Source organism: Spartinivicinus ruber (genome assembly GCF_011009015.1).
GTDB classification, from domain to species: domain Bacteria; phylum Pseudomonadota; class Gammaproteobacteria; order Pseudomonadales; family Zooshikellaceae; genus Spartinivicinus; species Spartinivicinus ruber.
This window is the reverse complement of the sequence record NZ_CP048878.1, coordinates 99,565-117,500: the sequence shown is the minus strand read 5'-3', so window position 1 is coordinate 117,500 and position 17,936 is coordinate 99,565. Positions and strand designations below refer to the sequence as shown.

The following is a 17,936-nucleotide window of genomic DNA, read 5'->3' as shown; positions in this document are numbered from 1 at the left end:
CATTATTTTTTAAAGCTTCAAGCGTGCGTCTTGGTATATTTAGCTTTTTAATGACTTGTGGAGTTGAGTAATGCCCAAATAATTCAATGCCTAAAGCTTTAGCAATGCTTTCATAATTATTAGCGTCTTTAAAATTTGGGTCGTATTCCATATCAATATCCTTATAATTAAGTCATAGCCCCTAAATATTTTTGGTTAGTTTTTTCATTTCTACAATATCCAACTTCTAACTCATCACGCTGTATTTTAATGTGCTTGGGAGCACTTATACTTATCTTTGCTTGATGAATAGACTTTGAAAAACCTTCCCTATTATTAGGGTAAGGATAAACAATAATCTCTTGATTAAGCTGCAATGGCTGACCAAACTCAATATCCCTAATACTGATTTGTCCCTGATGCAAAGTAGTCAGCGTTACACCACCCACACTTCTCGTACGCAACATTAACCGGTATTCCCCTATTTTCAAAGACTCACCAACTCGACGCGTCACAGTCAACATAATTAAATAGCTCCTAAATAGTGCACATAGAAAACACCTTGAAAATCTTGAGGGGGTGTCATTCCTGCTCTTTTGCAGTCATTTTCAATACTTCTAATTTGTTCATGGGTAAGCCTAACCAGGTAAGGCTTATATCCTTTATGCTTCTCAAAAAAATCAATGTATTGGTAAATTTTCTTGATTAGCTGTTGGTTGTCCAAACTAAGCTTTTTAAAATTAAAAAAATATTTATTTGCTTTAGCTGATTTCAGCATTTTAATGATTGCCTGATTAGCAATACCTGCCGACTGATCAAGAATAAACTCAGTGACTCTTACTTCCTTCTGATCAGCACCAATACGACGATACTTAAATACTCTGGTTCGTGGTTTCCATGGCTGTAGGTCTAGTTCGTTATTGATCATGGTTGTTATCGGCGTCTTCCTTAGTTTAAGGGTATAAGCCGCACACCATTAATAGTATACGGTGGCTTGCAATTATATTTAATTAAGTTCGTTTTAAAGGCTTCCAACTGTTCTTTAGTAATATGCAACTGCGTCGGCATTTTACGTTTGGCTAGGGTGTAATACTCAATATATTGCTTTGCTTTCTCGTATAACTTTAGATTTTGTTTAGTTAGCTCCATTTGGTTGATTTCCATGTCAATTTCTCCATAATGGACAGAGTTAGCTACTAAGGTCTCTTTTCTCTAGACAATAAGGTACCGCGGCTCAAAATTGAGCGTTTAAAAACTATTGCTTAAATAATTTAAAAAGTTGCTGGCTCTACAAATAACTTATGCCGGGTTTTATCAAGCACATATCGCATACGACAACGCAGACGGTTATGAGTGGCCAAATCAGCTTGATATTTTTCGGTTATTTTATCCCATAGTAAGTCGGCTTCTGTTTTTCTCCTCCTTAGCTGTTGATTATTAATTATTTCGTTTTGAGGTAATCGAGTAGCCATAGTCATGCGGCTACCGTATTTGCTTGCGTCATGGATGTTTTCCCTCTACCAACCATTTGAATAAATAATTGTAGAAATAACCTATTTACATCGATATCTTGGTTGTTAACAACTAAGAAACCTTGTTCAGTATCAATATAAACCTCAACCACTGTTGTTATTTTGGCCGCTCTAGGAAGCAACCCGGTTCTAATTTCTTTCCGTAAACATTCGATTTGCTGTTTTGTTAGTCGCTCCCCCGTAAGGTCTTTATGGTCTTCAACAGCTTCAATGACACGCTGTCTTAAAACAGTAGGTGATAATATTTTTTTCTCTAATTTAACTTTGAATACCGCTAATTTTTTTCGTATCTCCAGATAACTACCTTTTTTAACCGGTACAAAACCGTAGCTTAACTCTTGGTACTTGCCGCAAGGGGTAAACTCAGCATCTCTAACCCCACCTAATAACCGCTCAACAACATAATCAGCATTAGCATTTAGCTGGTATACATTTGCGTTTTCATACATAGCTCGTCTCCTTTTGAGTTATCTAACGGCAAATACTCTGGCCGTCTTCCAGTCCGTTGTACTATGCGGACTTGCCTGGGTTTATCAGGGTTATCATTTACCACCATAGAAACGCTATTCACGAGAAATGCAGCCATTAACATCATCACGACTGGTGAAATATTAAGGGTGACGATCTTCAGCCGTATTAACTCGGCTACTAAATGCGCTCGATTAGCAGTATTAAGCTTGTAATGTACATTTTTTATTCTGCTGCTCACTGAGCGAGGTTCAATCTCATGATCGCGAGCTATTGATTTATCTGTCTTCCCGGATAGTAGTCCTAAACAGTACAACGTCTCGCGCGGTGCTAGATACGGATTGTCTAAGTGAGCTTCCCAGGTTCCATCTGTGATTGTATTACCGTCCATTGGTAGTGCCTGTAAATTTCTGATCGCTACACTTCAAGATTGTCCTAAGCTGAACATTATGTCAAGCAAAACAATTAAAAAGGTTATGTAGCTTAACCTAGAGCATTAAGAAATATTGGAATAGAGGGTTATTGAAATCGGCTGGGTTGTGAGCCCAACTTCACTATCAGGGGAATTAGGAGACTAGAGAACAGACTAGTTCTGTAGCTATCGTAGAAACAGCATGCATAATTTAAAGCTATGCGTTACTCAACTTTTTTCAATATCTTTGATAGTAAAGTAATTAGCTGAGCTGATTCCTTACTCATTTTACCTTCTGTTGCCATATCATAAAGATCCATTAAAGATTCCTTAGCTTCTAGCAACTCTTCTTTTCTTTCATACTTAGCAATCCTTTCCAGGTCTTCATCACTGTACTCAGCATTAGACTTTAGCCAAGCAGGATTAAACTCTGCGTCATCATCAAGAAACCAGTCTGCTGGTACTCCAGTAATTTGAGAGACCATTTGAATTGTCGGTTTTCTTGGAACAGATCGTTTACTTTCCTCTTGCTGCTCCCACATGATTACGGAAGTACGTGATATTCCTAGCTTTTCAGCAAGTTGAGCTTGAGTAAGTCCTGCCGCAACTCTAGCAGCTCGAACCTTTTGCCAAAAATTTTTCATCAGTAATAGTTATGTAACTTAACGTTAGTTCTTGACATGCAACATTAGTTGATTAAACATATATATGCATGTGGTGTTTCAAACAACAAAAGACCGGAACCCCAAAAGGCGTCCCGGCCAACTAAATAAACCCGAATCAACAAAGTGCTAGGGGGGGATGCCAAGTGGCATGCAGCCTGGAGTGAGAGCTAAAGGAGTAAAGGCTCTCAACCTTCACCCCTAACGCTTTGTTGTATTGAGAAAATATACCTAAACCACGCAGTCTTGTCATTAAGCTTTGTACTGCTGTACACAAGTACAGTAATACAACAAGGAGAGCATAAATGGATATCTCACTAGCCACGTAACTTAACAGTCACTTACCAATACAACATGTTTACTACCTGATTTAGCAATTAATTAGTTTTGCTGACAGGGTATTTTTGCGCGCTGATTTTTCAGTTTTAGATTAGCGGGGATAAATTTCAGGTATAAAAAAACTGCTTTACCCAACCAAGAGAAGCAGTTTTTTTAACAACAAAGGATGTAGATATTATGCAGAAAACTGCCGAAAAAATCAACATCAATGCAGTATTTCAGGAGGGGTGTTTATGAGTGTACAGGCGATTGCTTGGGCGTTTACCCTCTCAAACCTTGAACCCAATAAAAAAATAGTTTTATTAGCGTTGGCAGATAATGCGAATGATCAGGGTTACTGCTGGCCGGCAATGGATACAATTGCCGAAAAAACATCATTATCACGTTCAACAGTCAAACGACACATCAAGTCTTTAGCAAAATTAGGTGTATTAACAAAGTTTGAACGAGCCGCTGCTAGTGGTGCAAGCACATCCAATTATTTTTATTTACATGTGGGCTGCCAAATTAATTTAGATAATCCCCCTGAAACAGAAGAAAATAAGGGGGATCAAATTGAACCACCCTTGAATATTGAGGGAGTTCAAAATGAACCACCTGAAAATATAGGGGGTTCAGCAGTGAACCGGGAGGGGTTCACCTGTGACCCCCAAACCATCATTAGAACCATCATCTACAACTACAACAACTGCGCGCGAGGTCAAAAATTCAGAGCCAGATATTTTTCAAAAAAAATACGAAACCCGAAAAAAACCCCAGGGTGATCCCATGATGGAGGATTGGAGTCCTGACTGGAAACGAGTAAAAGCCAGTTTAATTCGAGCAGGCATTAATCCTGACTTTGCCAATTTAAAACTTGATGAATTTAAGCTCTACTGGATTGGTCGTGGTGATCTGCATCCAGCTTGGACAGCCCGTTTTATTCAACATTTGGTAGATCAATGGCCACGCCATCAAAGGCAACAACAGCTTGATCAAGCTTTGGATCAAAAAACCGAGCAGCAAGTAAAACAAATCCAGAAGCAGTGCGAAAACATGCAGTCAGGAGAAGGCTGGATCAACGACTTAGGAGACTTTTAGTCATGGAACAAGTTAACCAAATCGTTTCAAAAATCAATTTTAACCCTGTGCAACAGGATATACACCACAACCAGCAACAAACAATCAACCGAGACCAAACTGAGAAAATCATTAATCAGGTTTTTGAGCGAATGAAATCCATCAGACCCGCTTGGCGGTTGTCATTGCCTGATGATCGAGCAGAGGCCGTTGCTAAAAAAGAATGGACCAAAGCATTTATCAAAAATGGCATTTTGAGTTTTGAGCAGTTACGCCATGGATTTGATAAAGCTCGGTCAATTGATGATAAATATTTTCCTGCTCCTGGCACGTTCATCAGGTGGTGTACACCTCAACCTGAAGATTTGGGATTACCTGAGCCAGAAACGGCTTACCTTGAAGCATGCAAACACGCTCATGAGCTTAACCCTGGCAAAGCTAAATGGTCACACCAAGCTGTATACGAAGCAGCAAAACAAACGGGTTTCTTTGAATTAAAGTCAATGGCAGAAAAACACATACTGCCTGTCTTCACGAGAAACTACGACATTATCACCAAGAAAATACTCAAGGGCGAGCCCATCAGTGATATACCCAAAGCGTTACCCGGCCAAGTACAACAAACCATTGCTGAACGAAACAAGGCTTACCACGATCAACAGCAACAACAATCCATTCAACAAGCAGGCTTAAGTCATTTAAACAATAATACAGATGCAGTGGCAGCGATAAAGGGAATGTTAGGCAGATGAAAAAAAATTGCTTCGCCAATCGATTGTTGGTCGGGAGTAAAGCGGCGAAGCAATATGATCAAAGGTCGTACATCTATAAGAATAGATATACATCAACACTTTTACAATTTTTTTTAGGGATAAAATGACTAACAAAGCTAAACACCAGCGCCTTGAGGCAGTAAATGAACTAATTAAAGTTATTGCCACCTGTGGCCGGTGCTTTTTTTCAGAAAATGGAGATAAACTGAATAAAGTTGAAAACCCTTTTATTTCAACAATGGAAATCGACAGCCGTGGAAAAGTGTGGTTTACCGATTCATACACTAGGAAACGTATTTATACCCACTATCAATATGACTGGAAAGGTTTTACCCACGGGGGAACATTAAAGCGCCTCGTTGAATTCTTCAGAAATCATATAACCAGAGGAGTCCAAATTAGATCAGATTATTTTGACCCTAATGGTTCTTACATTGGTGAGCACCCGTGGGATTACGGTGACGACATATTAATAGTTAAAGAAGCAGCACTAAGACTGGGAATTGCCAAATAAAAAAAGCACTGCTTCGCCAACGCTGGTTTAGGGAGTAGTAGGTAAAACGAAGCAATGCACACGGGGGCTACCGTGTAATCAGTATGACTACAGCCCATTAAAGAAGTTCACCGCTAACGACGTATATCAATTACCGCAAAGGTAAATTATGAATAAAAACGCACATACCGAACTATGCCAGATAGCCAAACGCTGGTTACTCAATACAGTGGGCTGCTCCTTTGCTTTCTCTGAATTAAGAGCAAGAGCATTTACCTCTGAAGAACCTGATGCCATTGGCTGGAAGCAATCAGGTAGCGAATCTTACCTCATTGAAGTCAAAGTAAGTCGTAGTAATTTTCATGCAGATAAAAAGAAATTTTTCAGATTAAATCCTGAATTTGGTGTTGGTAGATTCCGGTATTTCATGACACCACCCAAGCTATTAACTGTGGATGACCTGCCGCCTGGCTGGGGCTTGCTGGAAGTACAGGGAAAAAAGCAAATTAAAGTTGTTCACGGCTTTCACCCTAAAAAACGTGATGGTGGCCAAGAGTTTGTATTTCAAATTAATGCTCAATCCGAGTTGGCAATGATGGCCTCAATGCTTAGGCGAGTAAAACTAAGAATCGGTGACCTGCAGGACTTTACTTCTAAAGACGTTCTTGATTATGAATCGAGGGTAAATAAATTAAAAAAAGAAATCAGGGAGCTAGAGCAGAAAAAGAAGCAGGCGTGTCAGCTAGTTAATTATGAGCAAAACACATCACAAGCGGGATTACGTGAATACACCCAGGTATTTTAAATGCTAGGCCGTAGCGTAACCAAAGAACAAAAGCAGTTTCATGACGCCCTGGCAGAACACGTCGGCTGTATTGCCTGTAGAAAAGCAGGTTGCCACAACAACTGGGTATCAATCCACCACATAGATGGCAGAACAAAAAGCCATGCTCATTGGTATGTATTACCCCTATGTGCTGGCCACCACCAAGACGGCACTGGTCACCAGCTATTAAAAGGCTGGGCAGTCCACCCATACAAAGCCCGATTTGAAAAACGCTACGGCACCCAACACCAGTTGTATATCGAATGCTTACACCTACTTGCTAAAAACCACTGTCCTCTACCAGAAGGATTAAAAACTTGGATAAGGGAAACAAAATGACAAGCATCAACTTGCCACTCATAAAACAGCAGTTTCCAAAATCAATGTTCAAGCAGTTAGCCAAACCTGCAGTCAGTAAAACTGCAATAAACGTAAAGCCCGGTCAATGGGTATGGGAAGACGGACAAGGCAACACATACAGCCTAGATGGAGTAGTTGAATGGCATACCCGCAGTGGACCAGATAATGAAGCTCAAGCTATGTATGAGGTGTATTTAAAACTAAGCCAGTTATGTGGTCATTCGATAGAGCGATGTTAAAAAAAAAGCATTGCCTCAGTGTGAAGTTCAGACGAACAGAGGGAAGACTGAAGCAATGCACCATAACGAGTGGTTTTAAGTGTCTTATACAAATCGAGTAAAACAATACAACATGTGAAGTCTACTTGGCTAGCAATAAATGAACGGCAAGTCAGAAAACAACTTGGAGTTTGATATGAGTCAATTGGAGTTAACCTTAGAATTTTACTTAAAAGCTTACAAGCTCCCTATGCCAGTAAGCGAATACAAGTTCCATCCCACAAGAAAGTGGCGCTTTGACTTTGCCTGGCCAGATAAAAAGTTAGCCGTAGAGGTAGAAGGCGGTGGATGGGTAAACGGGAGACACACAAGGGGTAAAGGCTTTGCTAACGACATGGAGAAATACCACGAAGCAATGAGCCTCGGCTGGAACATCTACCGCTGTAACAGCGAGCTAATCCACAGTGGCCGAGCGGTAGAACTCATACAAAAGCTGTTGTCTGCTAGTTCCTAGTAGGCGTGCTAGAGAGCCTGAGACCGAATTAGGGGGTGAGACACACAACAAACTAAGTACGACGCATTAAGCCTAAATCAGCCGCTAATACCTGAATTAGAGCGGCTAACACCAAATTAACAAGCATATATAAAGAGCACCAACAACAATAATAAAGCCTCCAATTTGCCGCTACTTATCTTGCTAGAGAGGCTAAGACCATATTAGTAAGAATGAATAAACCCTTGAAGGAGTGAAGCATGGTAAATGCAAACGTAATGGCATTATTAGCCCATGGCAGTATCAATTATGAAGGTGTGCCTGGTGGTACTCCAGAATTAACCGCTGAAGATGTTGCTGGTGCATTAGGCATGGGCAACCTACCACGAGAAGCGTACTTATTAGGATTGTTAAAGTATGCAGGTGATAAAACAGTATTACATGAGTTGGATACCCTGGTTCAAAAGTATGTGATAGGTGTGGGGGTGAAAGAGAAATGGCGCGAACCATGGCCAAATGAAAAAAAGCGTTCCCTAATGTTCTTTAAGCAATTCGCCAGGCTAATGATTAATGAAATCGTTGATGAAAACATTTGTAAGTCATGTAATGGTACTGGAATATACCAGCGCTCAAAAATGACTCGAAAATGTAATTGTACTAACGGTAAAAAAGCGTTATCTAAACTTAAACAAGCAAAGTTCTGTAACATCAATCATCAAGCATGGAATGAAAGATGGTATGAGAGATACAGCCACTGCCTTAAACAAATTCATGCATGGCATGCTAGTGTAATTTTTCATCTTATTAACCATATTTAGCTAAGTTCTTTACAAGGAAAAATACATCAACTTCACTTACCTAAATTGAGGAGCTAAGAACAATATTGTAATTTCATAACCAAAGGGAATTGGTGATGAGTAAGCCAATCAGTTACTTCGGAAAAACTCAAAAAGAAATTGATGAATGCCCTGAAGGTATAAGAGAAAGAATAAACTTTGAACTCGTTGCACTACAAGAAGGACAGCCTTCTTCTTTTGAGCACCATACTTATAATGATCCAGAAGAAGATAGCAAATACCCTCCTGTAGTACATAAGAATATGAAGGAAACAATTGGTAAGCATGCAAGACAGTTTACAATAAAGAGTCAGAATTCATACAGAATTATTTATGTCGCAGAACATGAAGAAGCGATTTATGTTTTACATTTCTTCAAAAAGAAAACTGAGGGGGTGAGTCAAAAAGAGTACAACACTGCCTCAGAACGTTACAAAAATCTTGATCAGTATCGTAAGTCTCTATAGTGAATAGCTATTAAACCTAGCCATACTAATATAAAACAAGGCTATGCATAATTCTGCATATTATGTATGCTTAACAGTAAGTAGATTTACTACTAGTTTGTAGTTTGATTGTTTAGCTAGCTGGATGCTAGTGATAGAGATGAGGATCATCACATGGAATTTGTAACAGTTCGAAACCCTTACCTCTCCTCTTCTAAGACTGAAGAAGAAGCAGTTGACAAGCTCATGAGGGCACAGTTACTTGTCGTTTTACGTAAATTAATCATTGAACAAGGATTGACACAGACTGATGCTGCAGAAGTTTTAGGAATTACTCAACCACGAGTAAGTGATATTATTAACGGAAAAATATCTGTTTACACCGTCGAAAAACTAATGTTCCTTCTCTTTAAACTTGGTTGGCGATTTGACTTTAGTTACGAAAATGGAAAAGTTAGTATAGAAAGTGAAAAAATAAACTCACAAGTAGCATAGTTTTTTGCTTATCTTTATTGACATGGTAGAAGCATAGTTATATATTAAATCCAGAATGTATTTTTGTGCCTAAACTAAAGTACATTCAATTATAGAAAGTTTCGGGAAAAGCCTCATCATTCGATGGGGCTTTTTTTATACCTGCAGAAAACCACTTCCCTACTAGATATCACTATGGATACTACTAGCTTATATGCTGGCTCGCTTGTTAGATTAAAATCAGGCGGGCCGGTGATGACCGTTATTAATGCAAACACTTCAACTGTCGAATGTCGTTGGTTTGATGGTGCTACCCCACATAAAACTGTATTCCCTAAATCCGCTTTAGAGCAAGTTAATTCTTTTTAACTATGGAAATCACTAAACTCGTTGTGCATTGTTCTGATACACCGGACGATAGAGATATATCAGCTGAGGATATCCATTGTTGGCATAAAGAACGGGGGTGGGATGGCATCGGTTATCACAAAGTCATTAAGCGTGATGGCACAGTTGAAAATGGACGCCCTGAGTTCTGGCCTGGCGCACATGTTAAAGGCCATAATCATTGTAGCTTGGGTGTTTGCTTAATTGGCCGTGATTGCATTACTTCCGGTCAGTTAATTAGCTTAGGAAAAGTAATTGATGACTGGCTATTGAAATACCCTGATGCTGAAGTGGTTGGGCATTGTGATTTAGACTCGGGAAAAACCTGCCCTAACTTTGATGTGCCTGAGTGGTGGGTTTCGGTTAAGGATATTAGGAAATATAGCCAGAATGGAATTTACGATTAACTTTTTCATTATTCTTGCAGCCACCTTTATTGGTACTGCATTACCCGCCCTTGGTTTATTAATTTATTGTAATCATCAACGTAGCAAGTATTCCCAAGACTACTTAAACAGAAAGCGCAAACCAAAACAAAATGATAGCCACTATCGTCACAGCCGTCAGTAGTTTATTTCAATCGTATTTAACCAATAAACAACATAAAGCCGAGCTCAAGCAAGCCGTCCACCAAAAGCAATTAGACGAAATTCAGAAAGGTAATATCAGTGCTTCAGAGCTTGATTCGTTAAGCATTCAATCACGAGGCTGGAAAGATGACTTTTTGTTGATTATTACTGTTTTGCCATTAGTCATTTGTTTTTTGCCTGGCATGAGTATTTATATTCAGAATGGCTTTGATGCCTTAAAAGCTAGTGTGCCTGAATGGTACTTATACGCCTTAGCCCTTGTTTTTATTGATACTTTTGGATTTAGAAGAATACTACGTAGTGTGTTAGTTCAGTATTTAACGAAACGACTTGGTAAATAACCGCATCCCCTCGGTAAACATGAGTAGGTGAAAACATTTATACTTACTCACGCTTACTGAAGGGACACGCTTTATTTGGTAATTTTGGCTTGTAACGTTACGCCGCTAAACGGTGTTACAGCATCAACCATAATGTGGTAATACCTATTTTGTGGTAAATTGTTTAAACGAATTCTCTCATTATTTCCATTCGACACTGAGCGATAGCCATAATTTGTGCGTGATGGCCAACCAGGCAGTCGAATATATAAATCAGCATTACCTCTACCGCCAGTTAATGATAAATCTAAATGTTTAGCCCCTGCTGGAAAATGAATATAGTAATAGCGAGGGTTATTTCCTGAACTAGCCAAATTAGTCTTTGGTACACAGCTAAGTAACTCGTGTGCGTTATGAGGATAAGACTTAGTTTTTAAACAGTTAGTTGGTGTGGTGGGTGGTTTTGGCTTGTTCGTAGGTGGTTTAGGTTTGTTCGTGGGTGGTCGAGTTGGAACCCTTGTTGGTAGATAATTAGCTATCTGAGCACCTATTGCATTCAGGTTTCGTGCACTATCAGCATAGTTAGCAACTCCACAAGACATTCTCATACAGTGGCCGCGTAAACCAGGATTAGAAAAATATTGTAAACCTTTTGCCCGATAAAACCATGGATAAGCCATCACAGTTGCAAACTTATTATATTCAGCATGTCCACGAGCCCAATACCAAATGCCTCCATTACTTCCTTGTCCTGCAGAATGGCCAAGCCCCATATTATGCCCTAATTCATGAGCAAAGGTGCTATAAGTGCAATTAGTAGCAACAACACTAAATCCATACCCTTTCGCACCCCGGTAAAACTTACCGGTTTGGTAATCACCACCAGGAACCCAACCAACACCACATAAGCCGCCTGATCTTGGAGCTAGATAACTCACCAGGTCAGCTCCATACTGCTCTCTTAACCGAGCAATTTGCCTATCTCTAGAAACTTTATTTAATGCATAACTACTAACAGAGCCATACCCATTAATAGCTTGAACATGAACTAAGTTTAACTGAATATTTACACCACTATTATAGAATGCTTGGTTTGTCCACGTTACCATAGAAGATGCGAGTGCTTTTACATCTTGACCAGTGTTGTAAGGATGAACAACGAGTACATCAATCGTAGCTGCATGCGTAGCTCCAATAAAAAATAAATTAAGCAATACACCTTTTATTACAGTCAGCCAGCTAGTTTTCACTATTGTCCCCTTACTCAATAATTATGTGAAGATTTAGAATTTTTTTACGTATAATTGTCTAATGGGACTGATTAAATTGCTTTTTAGACTTGAAAGAAAGGGGTAGTTGAAAAAAATATGCAACAAGTTCAAAACTATTCTTGAATAATTAAAATATTTTAAATGTTGTCACTAAATATTTGATTGTTCATTTTTCTGTTATGTAGACAAGCTTCTTTGTCTGTTATTCCACCACAAATCCTTAGCCAAGGTATCGAGCAGCATTGTATAGGGGCCAGTGGTTAGTAGCCCCCGTATAGAAGGTTGAACTCATCAAATGGTAACTGAAAAAATCATCTCCAATGCGCCTTATGTCGCCAGTGCTGGGACTGTTATTGCAGGCATGGCAATCAAAGACTGGGGTGTCATTATTGGTATTGTTCTTACTACTATTACCGTTGTGGTTAACTGGGTATATAAGCACAAGCAGGATAAAAGAGAGACAGTTTTGTTTTATCAGCAGATAAATGGAGGTGGTGCTGATATAGATAAAGAGTAAGGCTTCCTACAACCCCCAACTTTGCCCACGCCCTGTGGTTTTTTTTAAACAATAAAGAAGATAGGTAATTTATGAATATTATTCCTTTCGAATTTAATCACTCATCAATTCGTGTTATTGATAAAAATGGCGAGCCTTGGTTTGTAGCCAAAGACATTGCTGAAATACTGGGATATTCAAAAACGACTGCTATGACTCGCAGTTTGGATGCAGATGAAAAAGAGGTGCATAATCTGCACCCCTTAGGAAGTGGCCAAGAACTAAACATAATTAATGAATCTGGCCTTTACTCAGCCATCCTTAAAAGCCGTCGCCCTGAAGCAAAAGCTTTCAAGAAGTGGGTGACAAATGAAGTGTTGCCCAGTATTCGCAAAACAGGCAGCTATGGACTAACTCAAATTGATTGGTCTAATCCACAACAAATTGCAGGTATCTTGGTTCAATCAATGGAAAAAATACAAGAACAAAGCCTGCAAATTGAAGTAATAAAGCCGCAAGCAGAGGCCTATCATCGCATTGCTGAATCCGATGGTGCGCTGTGCATTACTAATGCAGCTAAAGACTTACAAGTGAGGCCAAAAGATTTATTTAGTTGGTTATCTGAAAATAAATGGATATATCGCCGGACCGGTAATACCAACTGGATAGCGTATCAGGATAAAATTCAACGTGGCCTGTTAGAGCATAAAGTGACTGAAGTATACCGCTCCGATGGAACAGAAAAGATAGTTGAGCAAGTTAGGGTTACCCCAAAAGGACTAACATTTCTAGCAAAACAGCTGAATCAAGTATTATTAGTACATTAATTTAGCCAGTAAATTCAAAAGGAAGCTTGCCCACTTCGGTGGGCTTTTTTTTAGGTATTTATTATGCGATTCATCTTATTAGTCGTTTTAGTTTCTTCACTATTTAATTACTCACTGGCTACTACCAATGTAGATAGCAACACTAAAGAACATCATGCCTAAGCGCACACCTCGTCCATGCCGTGCATTGGGTTGCAGTGGTTTAACCCGAGAACGACACGGCTATTGTGAGCAACATAAACAACAGGCATCAGGCTGGACACAGTGGCAAAAGAACAAAGGTAATCGTCACCAGCGTGGCTATGGTAAGTCATGGAAAAGACTACGTAAGCTAGTATTAGCGCGTGATACTTATCTATGCCAAGTGTGTTTATTAATGAATAAATACACACCTGCGAATAGTGTTGACCACATTAAACCCAAGAGCCAAGGCGGTAATGATGTGCTTGAAAACTTACAAGCCATCTGTCGTGCTTGTCACCAGAAAAAAACCGATCAAGAAAAAAATTATCGTCGCTAAGACTATCTGAGAGCCTTTCTAAGCAACGCTAATGATGATTAATGTCCCGCTATTAAATTCCTACAAGGGGAGGGGCGGGGTTAATCTCTTGGGCTTGTAGCTAGGTATCGAGCGTTTCAAGATTTTTTTTATTCCCGCGAAATTAAAAATTACAACATGCGATGGCTAGAGGTCGAAAACCAAAGCCCACCCAGCAGAAGTTACTCGCAGGGAATCCCGGCAAACGGGCTTTAAATCAAAATGAGCCGAGTTATGGTGCGCTGGCCAATGTTGACCCACCCGCCTGGTTGGATGCTACTGCTACAGAGTTGTGGGGCTATCTAGCCCCCAAGTTAATCAAGAGTGGTGTGTTAACGGAAGTCGATTTTCATAATCTGGAAATCTTTTGTGTGGCTTATGCCCGCTGGCGGACGGCTGAAGCCGCGATAGAACAACACGGCATTATGGTCACGGATATCAACGGTAACTTTAAGAAGAACCCGGCATGTACCGTGGCGAATGAAGCCATTAAGCAAGTGGATAGCTACGGGGCCAAGCTAGGGTTAGACCCTGCTAGCCGTACTCGATTATCTACCCCCAACTTAAGCGAACAAGAAGAAAACGAGTTTGAAAGCTTATGAGTTATAACCTAGCCCATCGCTATGCCAAAGCTGTCGTGGCAGGTGATATCCCTGCTTGCCAGTATATAAAACAAGCTTGCCAGCGGCATTTAAATGATTTGTTGAAAGTCAACGACCCTGACTTTCCTTATTATTTTGACCAAAATAAAGCGAATCGTATTTGCAAGTTTGTACAGCTATTGCCGCATACCAAAGGCAAATGGGCCTCTAAGCGCGAGCGCATCCAGTTAGAGCCTTGGCAGTGCTTTGCGTTTGGTGTGCCGTTTGGTTGGTGCAAGAAAAAAGACCACACCCGCCGTTATCGTGAGGTGTATTACGAAGTCCCCCGTAAAAACGGCAAGTCCATTTTGGCGGCAGGCGTTGGCTTATATTGCTTTGCCATGGATGGTGAGTTTGGTGCGGAAGTGTATTCAGGTGCCACCACTGAAAAACAAGCCTGGGAGGTGTTTCGACCGGCCAAAATCATGGTCGAGAAAAGGCCAAAGCTGCAGGAACATGCGGGCATTCAAATCAACGCCAAAAATATGCATATCGTATTAGATCATGCCCGCTTTGAACCGTTGATTGGTAATCCAGGTGATGGTGCTTCACCCAGTTGCGCCTTAATTGATGAGTATCACGAGCATCAAACCAGTGATTTATACGACACCATGCGCTCGGGTATGGGGGCACGAGAGCAACCGTTATTATTTGTGATTACCACAGCAGGTTTTAACATTGCTGGACCTTGCTATGACAAACGGCAAGAAATGATTAATGTGCTCAATGGTTCCGTGACGAATAATGAGTTATGGGGACTCATTTATACCATTGACGAAGACGACGACTGGACCCTGCCTGAAGCCTTAATTAAAGCGAACCCTAATTACAATGTGTCAGTATTGGAGGACTTTTTATTAGCCGAGCAAGCCAATGCTATCGCTAATGCCAGTCGCCAAAATACCTTTAAAACAAAACATTTAAATGTGTGGGTGAATGCCCGTGAAGCTTGGATTAATTTAGAAGATTGGAACCGCTGTTGTGATCCCACCCTGTCTATGAATGACTTTGCAGGTGATGAGGTGGTTTTTTCCATTGATTTATCATCACATATTGATATTTGCTCATTTGTGCAAGTCTTTACCCGTGAAATTGATAAAAAACTGCATTATTACGCGTTTTCTCGGCATTATTTACCAGAAGACACCATTTTTGATGAGAACAATAAAAACCATTCGGCTTATCAACAGTGGTTAAATGATGGCTTTTTAATTAAAACCGATGGGGCTGAAATTGATTACAGCCAAGTCAGACAAGATATTCTAGAACTATCCGAGCAGCATCAAGTCAGGGAAATTCCCCATGATCCTTGGGGCGCGGTACAACTGGCACAAGAACTGGATCAATACCATTTAAATCCGGTTAAATTTCCCCAAACCACCTCTAACTTTTCTCCGGCGATGAAAGAGTTAGAGGCAGCGATAAAAGCGCAGCGTTTACACCATGATGGCAACCCGATCTTAACTTGGATGATGTCTAACGTCACCGTGAAAGAAGACGCTAACGAAAATATCTTTCCGCGCAAAGAAAAACCCCATAATAAAATTGATGGTGCCGTCGCATTGATTATGGGTATTGGCCGCTCCATGCTCGACGATGACAACCCCTCATTAAATAAAGTTTACGAAAACCACGGCATTCGTTTTCTATGAGTTTTTTTAAAAAACTGTTTACCAAAAGTCAGGCGGTCCCATTTGATTCGCATGCTTTGCTGCAAGCGTTAGGCATGGGTTATGAAACCGATACCAATATCACGGTTACGCCTGAGAGTGCTATGCGTTGCTGCACGGTGTTTTCCTGTATTCGGGTATTGGCTGAATCGGTTGGCCAGTTACCGCTGAATTACTTTGTGCAGCAAGGTGAAAAACGGGTAAAAGCCACTGGGAGTCGTCTTTATAGCCTACTTAAACTGTCGCCGAACAGTTATATGACGTCCCAAGAGTTATGGGAGTTGTGCATTACTCATTTATGTTTGCGAGGTAATTTTTACGCCTATAAAAATACGGTAAAGGGTGAGCTACGGGAACTACTACCCTTAAACCCAGATAACGTAGAACCCAAATTACTGGACAATTACACCCTGGTTTATGATGTCACCTTCGCTAATGGTAGCCGCGACATTCTTACCGCCGATGAAGTCTTCCACGTAAAGGGGTTTTCCATTAATGGCATCAAAGGCGTGTCACCCATTAGCTATGCCCGCAATGCTATTGGGTTGGGTTTAGCCACAGAAAAACACGGTTCGAAATTATTCAGTAATGGGGCGCGTCCTGGGGGCATTTTAAGCACGGATCAGCAGTTAACGGATGATGTGGTTAAGCGGGTTAAACAAAGCTGGGACGATCAATATCAAGGCTTAGATAATGCCCATAAAGTCGCGATTTTAGAGGCTGGCTTAAAATGGGTGAGCGTGGGCATGACGTCCGATGATGCCCAGTTTTTAGAAACCCGCAAATACCAACGCTCGGAAATTTGTGGATTATTTCGCGTGCCACCCCATATGGTGGGTGATTTAGAAAAAGCCACGTTTTCCAATATTGAACATCAAGCCCAAGAATTTGTGGTGAATGCTCTGGTGCCGTATTTAACCCGGATTGAGCAACGTATTCAGGTGAGTTTAATTCCTGAAGTCAAACGTGCCAGCCACTTTGCCAAGTTTAATGTGAATAGCCTGTTGCGAGGGGATATGAAATCCCGTGCTGAGTTTTACACCAAGCTGCAACAAACCGGCTCACTATCGCCCAATGAAATTCGGGCACTGGAAGATTTAGACCCAAGGGAGGGCGGCGATATTTATTTAACCCCGATGAATATGCTGATTAATGGTAAAGAGCCAGAGAAAAATGAAACTCACTAAGATTGCTAAACCGTTTGAAATTAAATCGGTGGACGAGTCAGGGGTATTTGCAGGCTATGGCTCGGTGTTTGAAGTCGAAGACAGTTACGGTGATGTGGTTGAAAAAGGCGCTTTTTTACAATCACTGAATCAGTGGCAACAGAAAAATAAATTACCGGCTTTATTGTGGCAGCACCGTTATGACGAGCCTATCGGCGTCTATACCAAAATGGTGGAAGATAACCACGGCCTGTATGTGGAGGGGAAATTATTAATTGACGATGATCCCTTGGCAAAGCGGGCTTATGCCCATTTAAAAGCCGGTTCCGTCACTGGGTTATCGATTGGCTTTACACTTCCCAAAGGTGGTGGCGAATGGGATGAAGACACCGACACCTATCGTCTAAAGCAAGTGAAATTATGGGAAGTGTCCTTAGTGACGTTTCCTGCTAATGAATCGGCCACGGTGGATGGCGTTAAATCCGCCATTGACGGTGGCCCAAAAACCTTTGAGCGATTCCTGCGCGAAGCCGGTTTATCGCGAGCCCAAGCCAAAGGCTTAATGGCCGATGGTTATCACGCCTTGAATCAGCGAGACGTTGAGTTATCAAGTACCGTGAATCAATTGCAATCCCTTATTCAAACCTTAAAAGGATAAAT

General features: G+C 40.7%; 31 protein-coding genes (1 of these 31 running past the window's edge). 22 read left to right on the top strand and 9 right to left on the bottom strand.

Features of this window, described 5'->3' with window-relative positions; translation table 11 throughout:
- The 8 genes from G4Y78_RS00615 to G4Y78_RS00580 form a co-directional block, all read right to left on the bottom strand.
- A protein-coding gene (locus tag G4Y78_RS00615; RefSeq protein WP_163830762.1) for a hypothetical protein crosses the window boundary here: on the bottom strand, nt 1-151 show its beginning. Its footprint begins 254 nt before the window's first position; the window shows 151 of its 405 coding nt (coding positions 1-151); its start codon is at nt 149-151; its stop codon lies beyond the left edge, outside the window.
- Nucleotides 152-167: 16 nt separating this feature from the next.
- On the bottom strand, nt 168-503 hold the full coding sequence (locus G4Y78_RS00610; RefSeq protein ID WP_163830761.1) for a carbon storage regulator: 336 nt from the start codon (nt 501-503) through the stop codon (nt 168-170).
- A 2-nt stretch (nt 504-505) separates the two neighbouring features.
- Nucleotides 506-907 carry a hypothetical protein gene (locus G4Y78_RS00605; RefSeq protein ID WP_163830760.1) on the bottom strand — a complete coding sequence of 134 codons (402 nt, stop codon included), beginning with the start codon at nt 905-907 and terminating at the stop codon, nt 506-508.
- A gap of 20 nt (nt 908-927) precedes the next feature.
- The gene (locus G4Y78_RS00600; RefSeq protein ID WP_163830759.1) at nt 928-1,143 is read right to left on the bottom strand and encodes a hypothetical protein; all 216 of its coding nucleotides are present in this window, start codon (nt 1,141-1,143) and stop codon (nt 928-930) included.
- A gap of 107 nt (nt 1,144-1,250) precedes the next feature.
- Complete coding sequence (locus tag G4Y78_RS00595; protein WP_163830758.1) at nt 1,251-1,451, bottom strand: hypothetical protein; 201 nt, start codon at nt 1,449-1,451, stop codon at nt 1,251-1,253.
- Nucleotides 1,452-1,453: 2 nt separating this feature from the next.
- A complete protein-coding gene (gene rdgC, locus G4Y78_RS00590) occupies nt 1,454-1,960 on the bottom strand; it encodes a recombination-associated protein RdgC (RefSeq protein WP_163830757.1) in 507 nt (168 codons plus the stop codon).
- Entirely contained in the window at nt 1,930-2,370 is a 441-nt protein-coding gene (locus tag G4Y78_RS00585; protein ID WP_163830756.1) for a helix-turn-helix transcriptional regulator, read from the bottom strand. Before G4Y78_RS00585 ends, rdgC begins: the two co-directional genes overlap by 31 nt.
- 245 nt (nt 2,371-2,615) lie before the next feature.
- On the bottom strand, nt 2,616-3,035 hold the full coding sequence (locus G4Y78_RS00580) for a helix-turn-helix transcriptional regulator (protein WP_163830755.1): 420 nt from the start codon (nt 3,033-3,035) through the stop codon (nt 2,616-2,618).
- A 590-nt stretch (nt 3,036-3,625) separates the two neighbouring features.
- Between G4Y78_RS00580 and G4Y78_RS00575 the strand changes: the two genes are divergently transcribed.
- From G4Y78_RS00575 to G4Y78_RS00505, 15 genes are all read left to right on the top strand, one after another.
- Nucleotides 3,626-4,156, top strand: a complete 531-nt coding sequence (locus G4Y78_RS00575; RefSeq protein WP_163830754.1) for a helix-turn-helix domain-containing protein — start codon at nt 3,626-3,628, stop codon at nt 4,154-4,156.
- 4 nt (nt 4,157-4,160) lie between these two features.
- The gene (locus tag G4Y78_RS00570) at nt 4,161-4,472 is read left to right on the top strand and encodes a DnaT-like ssDNA-binding domain-containing protein (RefSeq protein WP_163830753.1); all 312 of its coding nucleotides are present in this window, start codon (nt 4,161-4,163) and stop codon (nt 4,470-4,472) included.
- Nucleotides 4,473-4,474: 2 nt separating this feature from the next.
- On the top strand, nt 4,475-5,203 hold the full coding sequence (locus G4Y78_RS00565; protein ID WP_163830752.1) for a replication protein P: 729 nt from the start codon (nt 4,475-4,477) through the stop codon (nt 5,201-5,203).
- Between the two features lie 124 nt (nt 5,204-5,327).
- Nucleotides 5,328-5,738 (top strand): hypothetical protein, encoded by a 411-nt coding sequence (locus G4Y78_RS00560; protein WP_163830751.1) that lies wholly within the window; start codon nt 5,328-5,330, stop codon nt 5,736-5,738.
- A gap of 148 nt (nt 5,739-5,886) precedes the next feature.
- On the top strand, nt 5,887-6,522 hold the full coding sequence (locus tag G4Y78_RS00555; protein WP_178124445.1) for a hypothetical protein: 636 nt from the start codon (nt 5,887-5,889) through the stop codon (nt 6,520-6,522).
- On the top strand, nt 6,523-6,882 hold the full coding sequence (locus tag G4Y78_RS00550) for a Ref family recombination enhancement nuclease (RefSeq protein WP_163830750.1): 360 nt from the start codon (nt 6,523-6,525) through the stop codon (nt 6,880-6,882).
- Entirely contained in the window at nt 6,879-7,142 is a 264-nt protein-coding gene (locus tag G4Y78_RS00545; RefSeq protein ID WP_163830749.1) for a hypothetical protein, read from the top strand. Before G4Y78_RS00550 ends, G4Y78_RS00545 begins: the two co-directional genes overlap by 4 nt.
- A 139-nt stretch (nt 7,143-7,281) precedes the next feature.
- On the top strand, nt 7,282-7,635 hold the full coding sequence (locus G4Y78_RS00540) for an endonuclease domain-containing protein (protein ID WP_222937614.1): 354 nt from the start codon (nt 7,282-7,284) through the stop codon (nt 7,633-7,635).
- A 239-nt stretch (nt 7,636-7,874) separates the two neighbouring features.
- A complete protein-coding gene (locus G4Y78_RS00535) occupies nt 7,875-8,432 on the top strand; it encodes a hypothetical protein (RefSeq protein ID WP_163830748.1) in 558 nt (185 codons plus the stop codon).
- 95 nt (nt 8,433-8,527) lie between these two features.
- Entirely contained in the window at nt 8,528-8,917 is a 390-nt protein-coding gene (locus G4Y78_RS00530; protein WP_163830747.1) for a type II toxin-antitoxin system RelE/ParE family toxin, read from the top strand.
- 153 nt (nt 8,918-9,070) lie between these two features.
- Nucleotides 9,071-9,391, top strand: coding sequence for a helix-turn-helix domain-containing protein (locus G4Y78_RS00525; RefSeq protein ID WP_163830746.1), 321 nt, complete (start codon nt 9,071-9,073; stop codon nt 9,389-9,391).
- A gap of 174 nt (nt 9,392-9,565) precedes the next feature.
- On the top strand, nt 9,566-9,739 hold the full coding sequence (locus G4Y78_RS00520; protein WP_163830745.1) for a YodC family protein: 174 nt from the start codon (nt 9,566-9,568) through the stop codon (nt 9,737-9,739).
- Nucleotides 9,740-9,741: 2 nt separating this feature from the next.
- Complete coding sequence (locus G4Y78_RS00515; RefSeq protein ID WP_163830744.1) at nt 9,742-10,164, top strand: N-acetylmuramoyl-L-alanine amidase; 423 nt, start codon at nt 9,742-9,744, stop codon at nt 10,162-10,164.
- Nucleotides 10,148-10,327: a hypothetical protein gene (locus G4Y78_RS00510; protein WP_163830743.1), complete on the top strand. Its 180-nt coding sequence runs from the start codon at nt 10,148-10,150 to the stop codon at nt 10,325-10,327. The genes G4Y78_RS00515 and G4Y78_RS00510 overlap by 17 nt, the downstream gene beginning before the upstream one ends.
- Entirely contained in the window at nt 10,296-10,688 is a 393-nt protein-coding gene (locus G4Y78_RS00505; RefSeq protein ID WP_163830742.1) for a hypothetical protein, read from the top strand. Before G4Y78_RS00510 ends, G4Y78_RS00505 begins: the two co-directional genes overlap by 32 nt.
- A gap of 71 nt (nt 10,689-10,759) precedes the next feature.
- Here G4Y78_RS00505 and G4Y78_RS00500 read toward each other — a convergent pair whose 3' ends face one another.
- A complete protein-coding gene (locus tag G4Y78_RS00500) occupies nt 10,760-11,917 on the bottom strand; it encodes a reprolysin-like metallopeptidase (RefSeq protein ID WP_163830741.1) in 1,158 nt (385 codons plus the stop codon).
- A 316-nt stretch (nt 11,918-12,233) separates the two neighbouring features.
- Here G4Y78_RS00500 and G4Y78_RS00495 point away from each other — a divergent pair, with 316 nt between their 5' ends.
- The 7 genes from G4Y78_RS00495 (at nt 12,234) to G4Y78_RS00465 (ending at nt 17,934) form a co-directional block, all read left to right on the top strand.
- Nucleotides 12,234-12,455 carry a phage holin gene (locus tag G4Y78_RS00495; protein WP_163830740.1) on the top strand — a complete coding sequence of 74 codons (222 nt, stop codon included), beginning with the start codon at nt 12,234-12,236 and terminating at the stop codon, nt 12,453-12,455.
- 71 nt (nt 12,456-12,526) lie between these two features.
- Entirely contained in the window at nt 12,527-13,261 is a 735-nt protein-coding gene (locus G4Y78_RS00490) for a phage antirepressor (protein ID WP_163830739.1), read from the top strand.
- Nucleotides 13,262-13,415: 154 nt separating this feature from the next.
- Nucleotides 13,416-13,781, top strand: a complete 366-nt coding sequence (locus tag G4Y78_RS00485) for an HNH endonuclease (RefSeq protein ID WP_163830738.1) — start codon at nt 13,416-13,418, stop codon at nt 13,779-13,781.
- Nucleotides 13,782-13,942: 161 nt separating this feature from the next.
- Nucleotides 13,943-14,401, top strand: a complete 459-nt coding sequence (locus G4Y78_RS00480; protein ID WP_163830737.1) for a phage terminase small subunit P27 family — start codon at nt 13,943-13,945, stop codon at nt 14,399-14,401.
- Nucleotides 14,398-16,092, top strand: coding sequence for a terminase large subunit (locus G4Y78_RS00475; protein ID WP_163830736.1), 1,695 nt, complete (start codon nt 14,398-14,400; stop codon nt 16,090-16,092). Before G4Y78_RS00480 ends, G4Y78_RS00475 begins: the two co-directional genes overlap by 4 nt.
- Entirely contained in the window at nt 16,089-17,297 is a 1,209-nt protein-coding gene (locus G4Y78_RS00470; protein WP_163830735.1) for a phage portal protein, read from the top strand. The genes G4Y78_RS00475 and G4Y78_RS00470 overlap by 4 nt, the downstream gene beginning before the upstream one ends.
- Entirely contained in the window at nt 17,284-17,934 is a 651-nt protein-coding gene (locus G4Y78_RS00465) for an HK97 family phage prohead protease (protein WP_163830734.1), read from the top strand. Before G4Y78_RS00470 ends, G4Y78_RS00465 begins: the two co-directional genes overlap by 14 nt.
- The last annotated feature ends 2 nt before the right edge of the window (nt 17,935-17,936 follow it).

Excerpts from the sequence above, each read along its gene's own strand:
- G4Y78_RS00610 (WP_163830761.1), bottom strand. The coding sequence starts at position 503 with ATGTTGACTGTGACGCGTCGAGTTGGTGAGTCTTTGAAAATAGGGGAA.
- G4Y78_RS00605 (WP_163830760.1), bottom strand. The coding sequence starts at position 907 with ATGATCAATAACGAACTAGACCTACAGCCATGGAAACCACGAACCAGA.
- G4Y78_RS00600 (WP_163830759.1), bottom strand. The coding sequence starts at position 1,143 with ATGGAAATCAACCAAATGGAGCTAACTAAACAAAATCTAAAGTTATAC.
- G4Y78_RS00595 (WP_163830758.1), bottom strand. The coding sequence starts at position 1,451 with ATGGCTACTCGATTACCTCAAAACGAAATAATTAATAATCAACAGCTA.
- rdgC (WP_163830757.1), bottom strand. The coding sequence starts at position 1,960 with ATGTATGAAAACGCAAATGTATACCAGCTAAATGCTAATGCTGATTAT.
- G4Y78_RS00585 (WP_163830756.1), bottom strand. The coding sequence starts at position 2,370 with ATGGACGGTAATACAATCACAGATGGAACCTGGGAAGCTCACTTAGAC.
- G4Y78_RS00580 (WP_163830755.1), bottom strand. The coding sequence starts at position 3,035 with ATGAAAAATTTTTGGCAAAAGGTTCGAGCTGCTAGAGTTGCGGCAGGA.
- G4Y78_RS00575 (WP_163830754.1), top strand. The coding sequence starts at position 3,626 with ATGAGTGTACAGGCGATTGCTTGGGCGTTTACCCTCTCAAACCTTGAA.
- G4Y78_RS00570 (WP_163830753.1), top strand. The coding sequence starts at position 4,161 with ATGATGGAGGATTGGAGTCCTGACTGGAAACGAGTAAAAGCCAGTTTA.
- G4Y78_RS00565 (WP_163830752.1), top strand. The coding sequence starts at position 4,475 with ATGGAACAAGTTAACCAAATCGTTTCAAAAATCAATTTTAACCCTGTG.
- G4Y78_RS00560 (WP_163830751.1), top strand. The coding sequence starts at position 5,328 with ATGACTAACAAAGCTAAACACCAGCGCCTTGAGGCAGTAAATGAACTA.
- G4Y78_RS00555 (WP_178124445.1), top strand. The coding sequence starts at position 5,887 with ATGAATAAAAACGCACATACCGAACTATGCCAGATAGCCAAACGCTGG.
- G4Y78_RS00550 (WP_163830750.1), top strand. The coding sequence starts at position 6,523 with ATGCTAGGCCGTAGCGTAACCAAAGAACAAAAGCAGTTTCATGACGCC.
- G4Y78_RS00545 (WP_163830749.1), top strand. The coding sequence starts at position 6,879 with ATGACAAGCATCAACTTGCCACTCATAAAACAGCAGTTTCCAAAATCA.
- G4Y78_RS00540 (WP_222937614.1), top strand. The coding sequence starts at position 7,282 with ATGAACGGCAAGTCAGAAAACAACTTGGAGTTTGATATGAGTCAATTG.
- G4Y78_RS00535 (WP_163830748.1), top strand. The coding sequence starts at position 7,875 with ATGGTAAATGCAAACGTAATGGCATTATTAGCCCATGGCAGTATCAAT.
- G4Y78_RS00530 (WP_163830747.1), top strand. The coding sequence starts at position 8,528 with ATGAGTAAGCCAATCAGTTACTTCGGAAAAACTCAAAAAGAAATTGAT.
- G4Y78_RS00525 (WP_163830746.1), top strand. The coding sequence starts at position 9,071 with ATGGAATTTGTAACAGTTCGAAACCCTTACCTCTCCTCTTCTAAGACT.
- G4Y78_RS00520 (WP_163830745.1), top strand. The coding sequence starts at position 9,566 with ATGGATACTACTAGCTTATATGCTGGCTCGCTTGTTAGATTAAAATCA.
- G4Y78_RS00515 (WP_163830744.1), top strand. The coding sequence starts at position 9,742 with ATGGAAATCACTAAACTCGTTGTGCATTGTTCTGATACACCGGACGAT.
- G4Y78_RS00510 (WP_163830743.1), top strand. The coding sequence starts at position 10,148 with ATGGAATTTACGATTAACTTTTTCATTATTCTTGCAGCCACCTTTATT.
- G4Y78_RS00505 (WP_163830742.1), top strand. The coding sequence starts at position 10,296 with ATGATAGCCACTATCGTCACAGCCGTCAGTAGTTTATTTCAATCGTAT.
- G4Y78_RS00495 (WP_163830740.1), top strand. The coding sequence starts at position 12,234 with ATGGTAACTGAAAAAATCATCTCCAATGCGCCTTATGTCGCCAGTGCT.
- G4Y78_RS00490 (WP_163830739.1), top strand. The coding sequence starts at position 12,527 with ATGAATATTATTCCTTTCGAATTTAATCACTCATCAATTCGTGTTATT.
- G4Y78_RS00485 (WP_163830738.1), top strand. The coding sequence starts at position 13,416 with ATGCCTAAGCGCACACCTCGTCCATGCCGTGCATTGGGTTGCAGTGGT.
- G4Y78_RS00480 (WP_163830737.1), top strand. The coding sequence starts at position 13,943 with ATGGCTAGAGGTCGAAAACCAAAGCCCACCCAGCAGAAGTTACTCGCA.
- G4Y78_RS00475 (WP_163830736.1), top strand. The coding sequence starts at position 14,398 with ATGAGTTATAACCTAGCCCATCGCTATGCCAAAGCTGTCGTGGCAGGT.
- G4Y78_RS00470 (WP_163830735.1), top strand. The coding sequence starts at position 16,089 with ATGAGTTTTTTTAAAAAACTGTTTACCAAAAGTCAGGCGGTCCCATTT.
- G4Y78_RS00465 (WP_163830734.1), top strand. The coding sequence starts at position 17,284 with ATGAAACTCACTAAGATTGCTAAACCGTTTGAAATTAAATCGGTGGAC.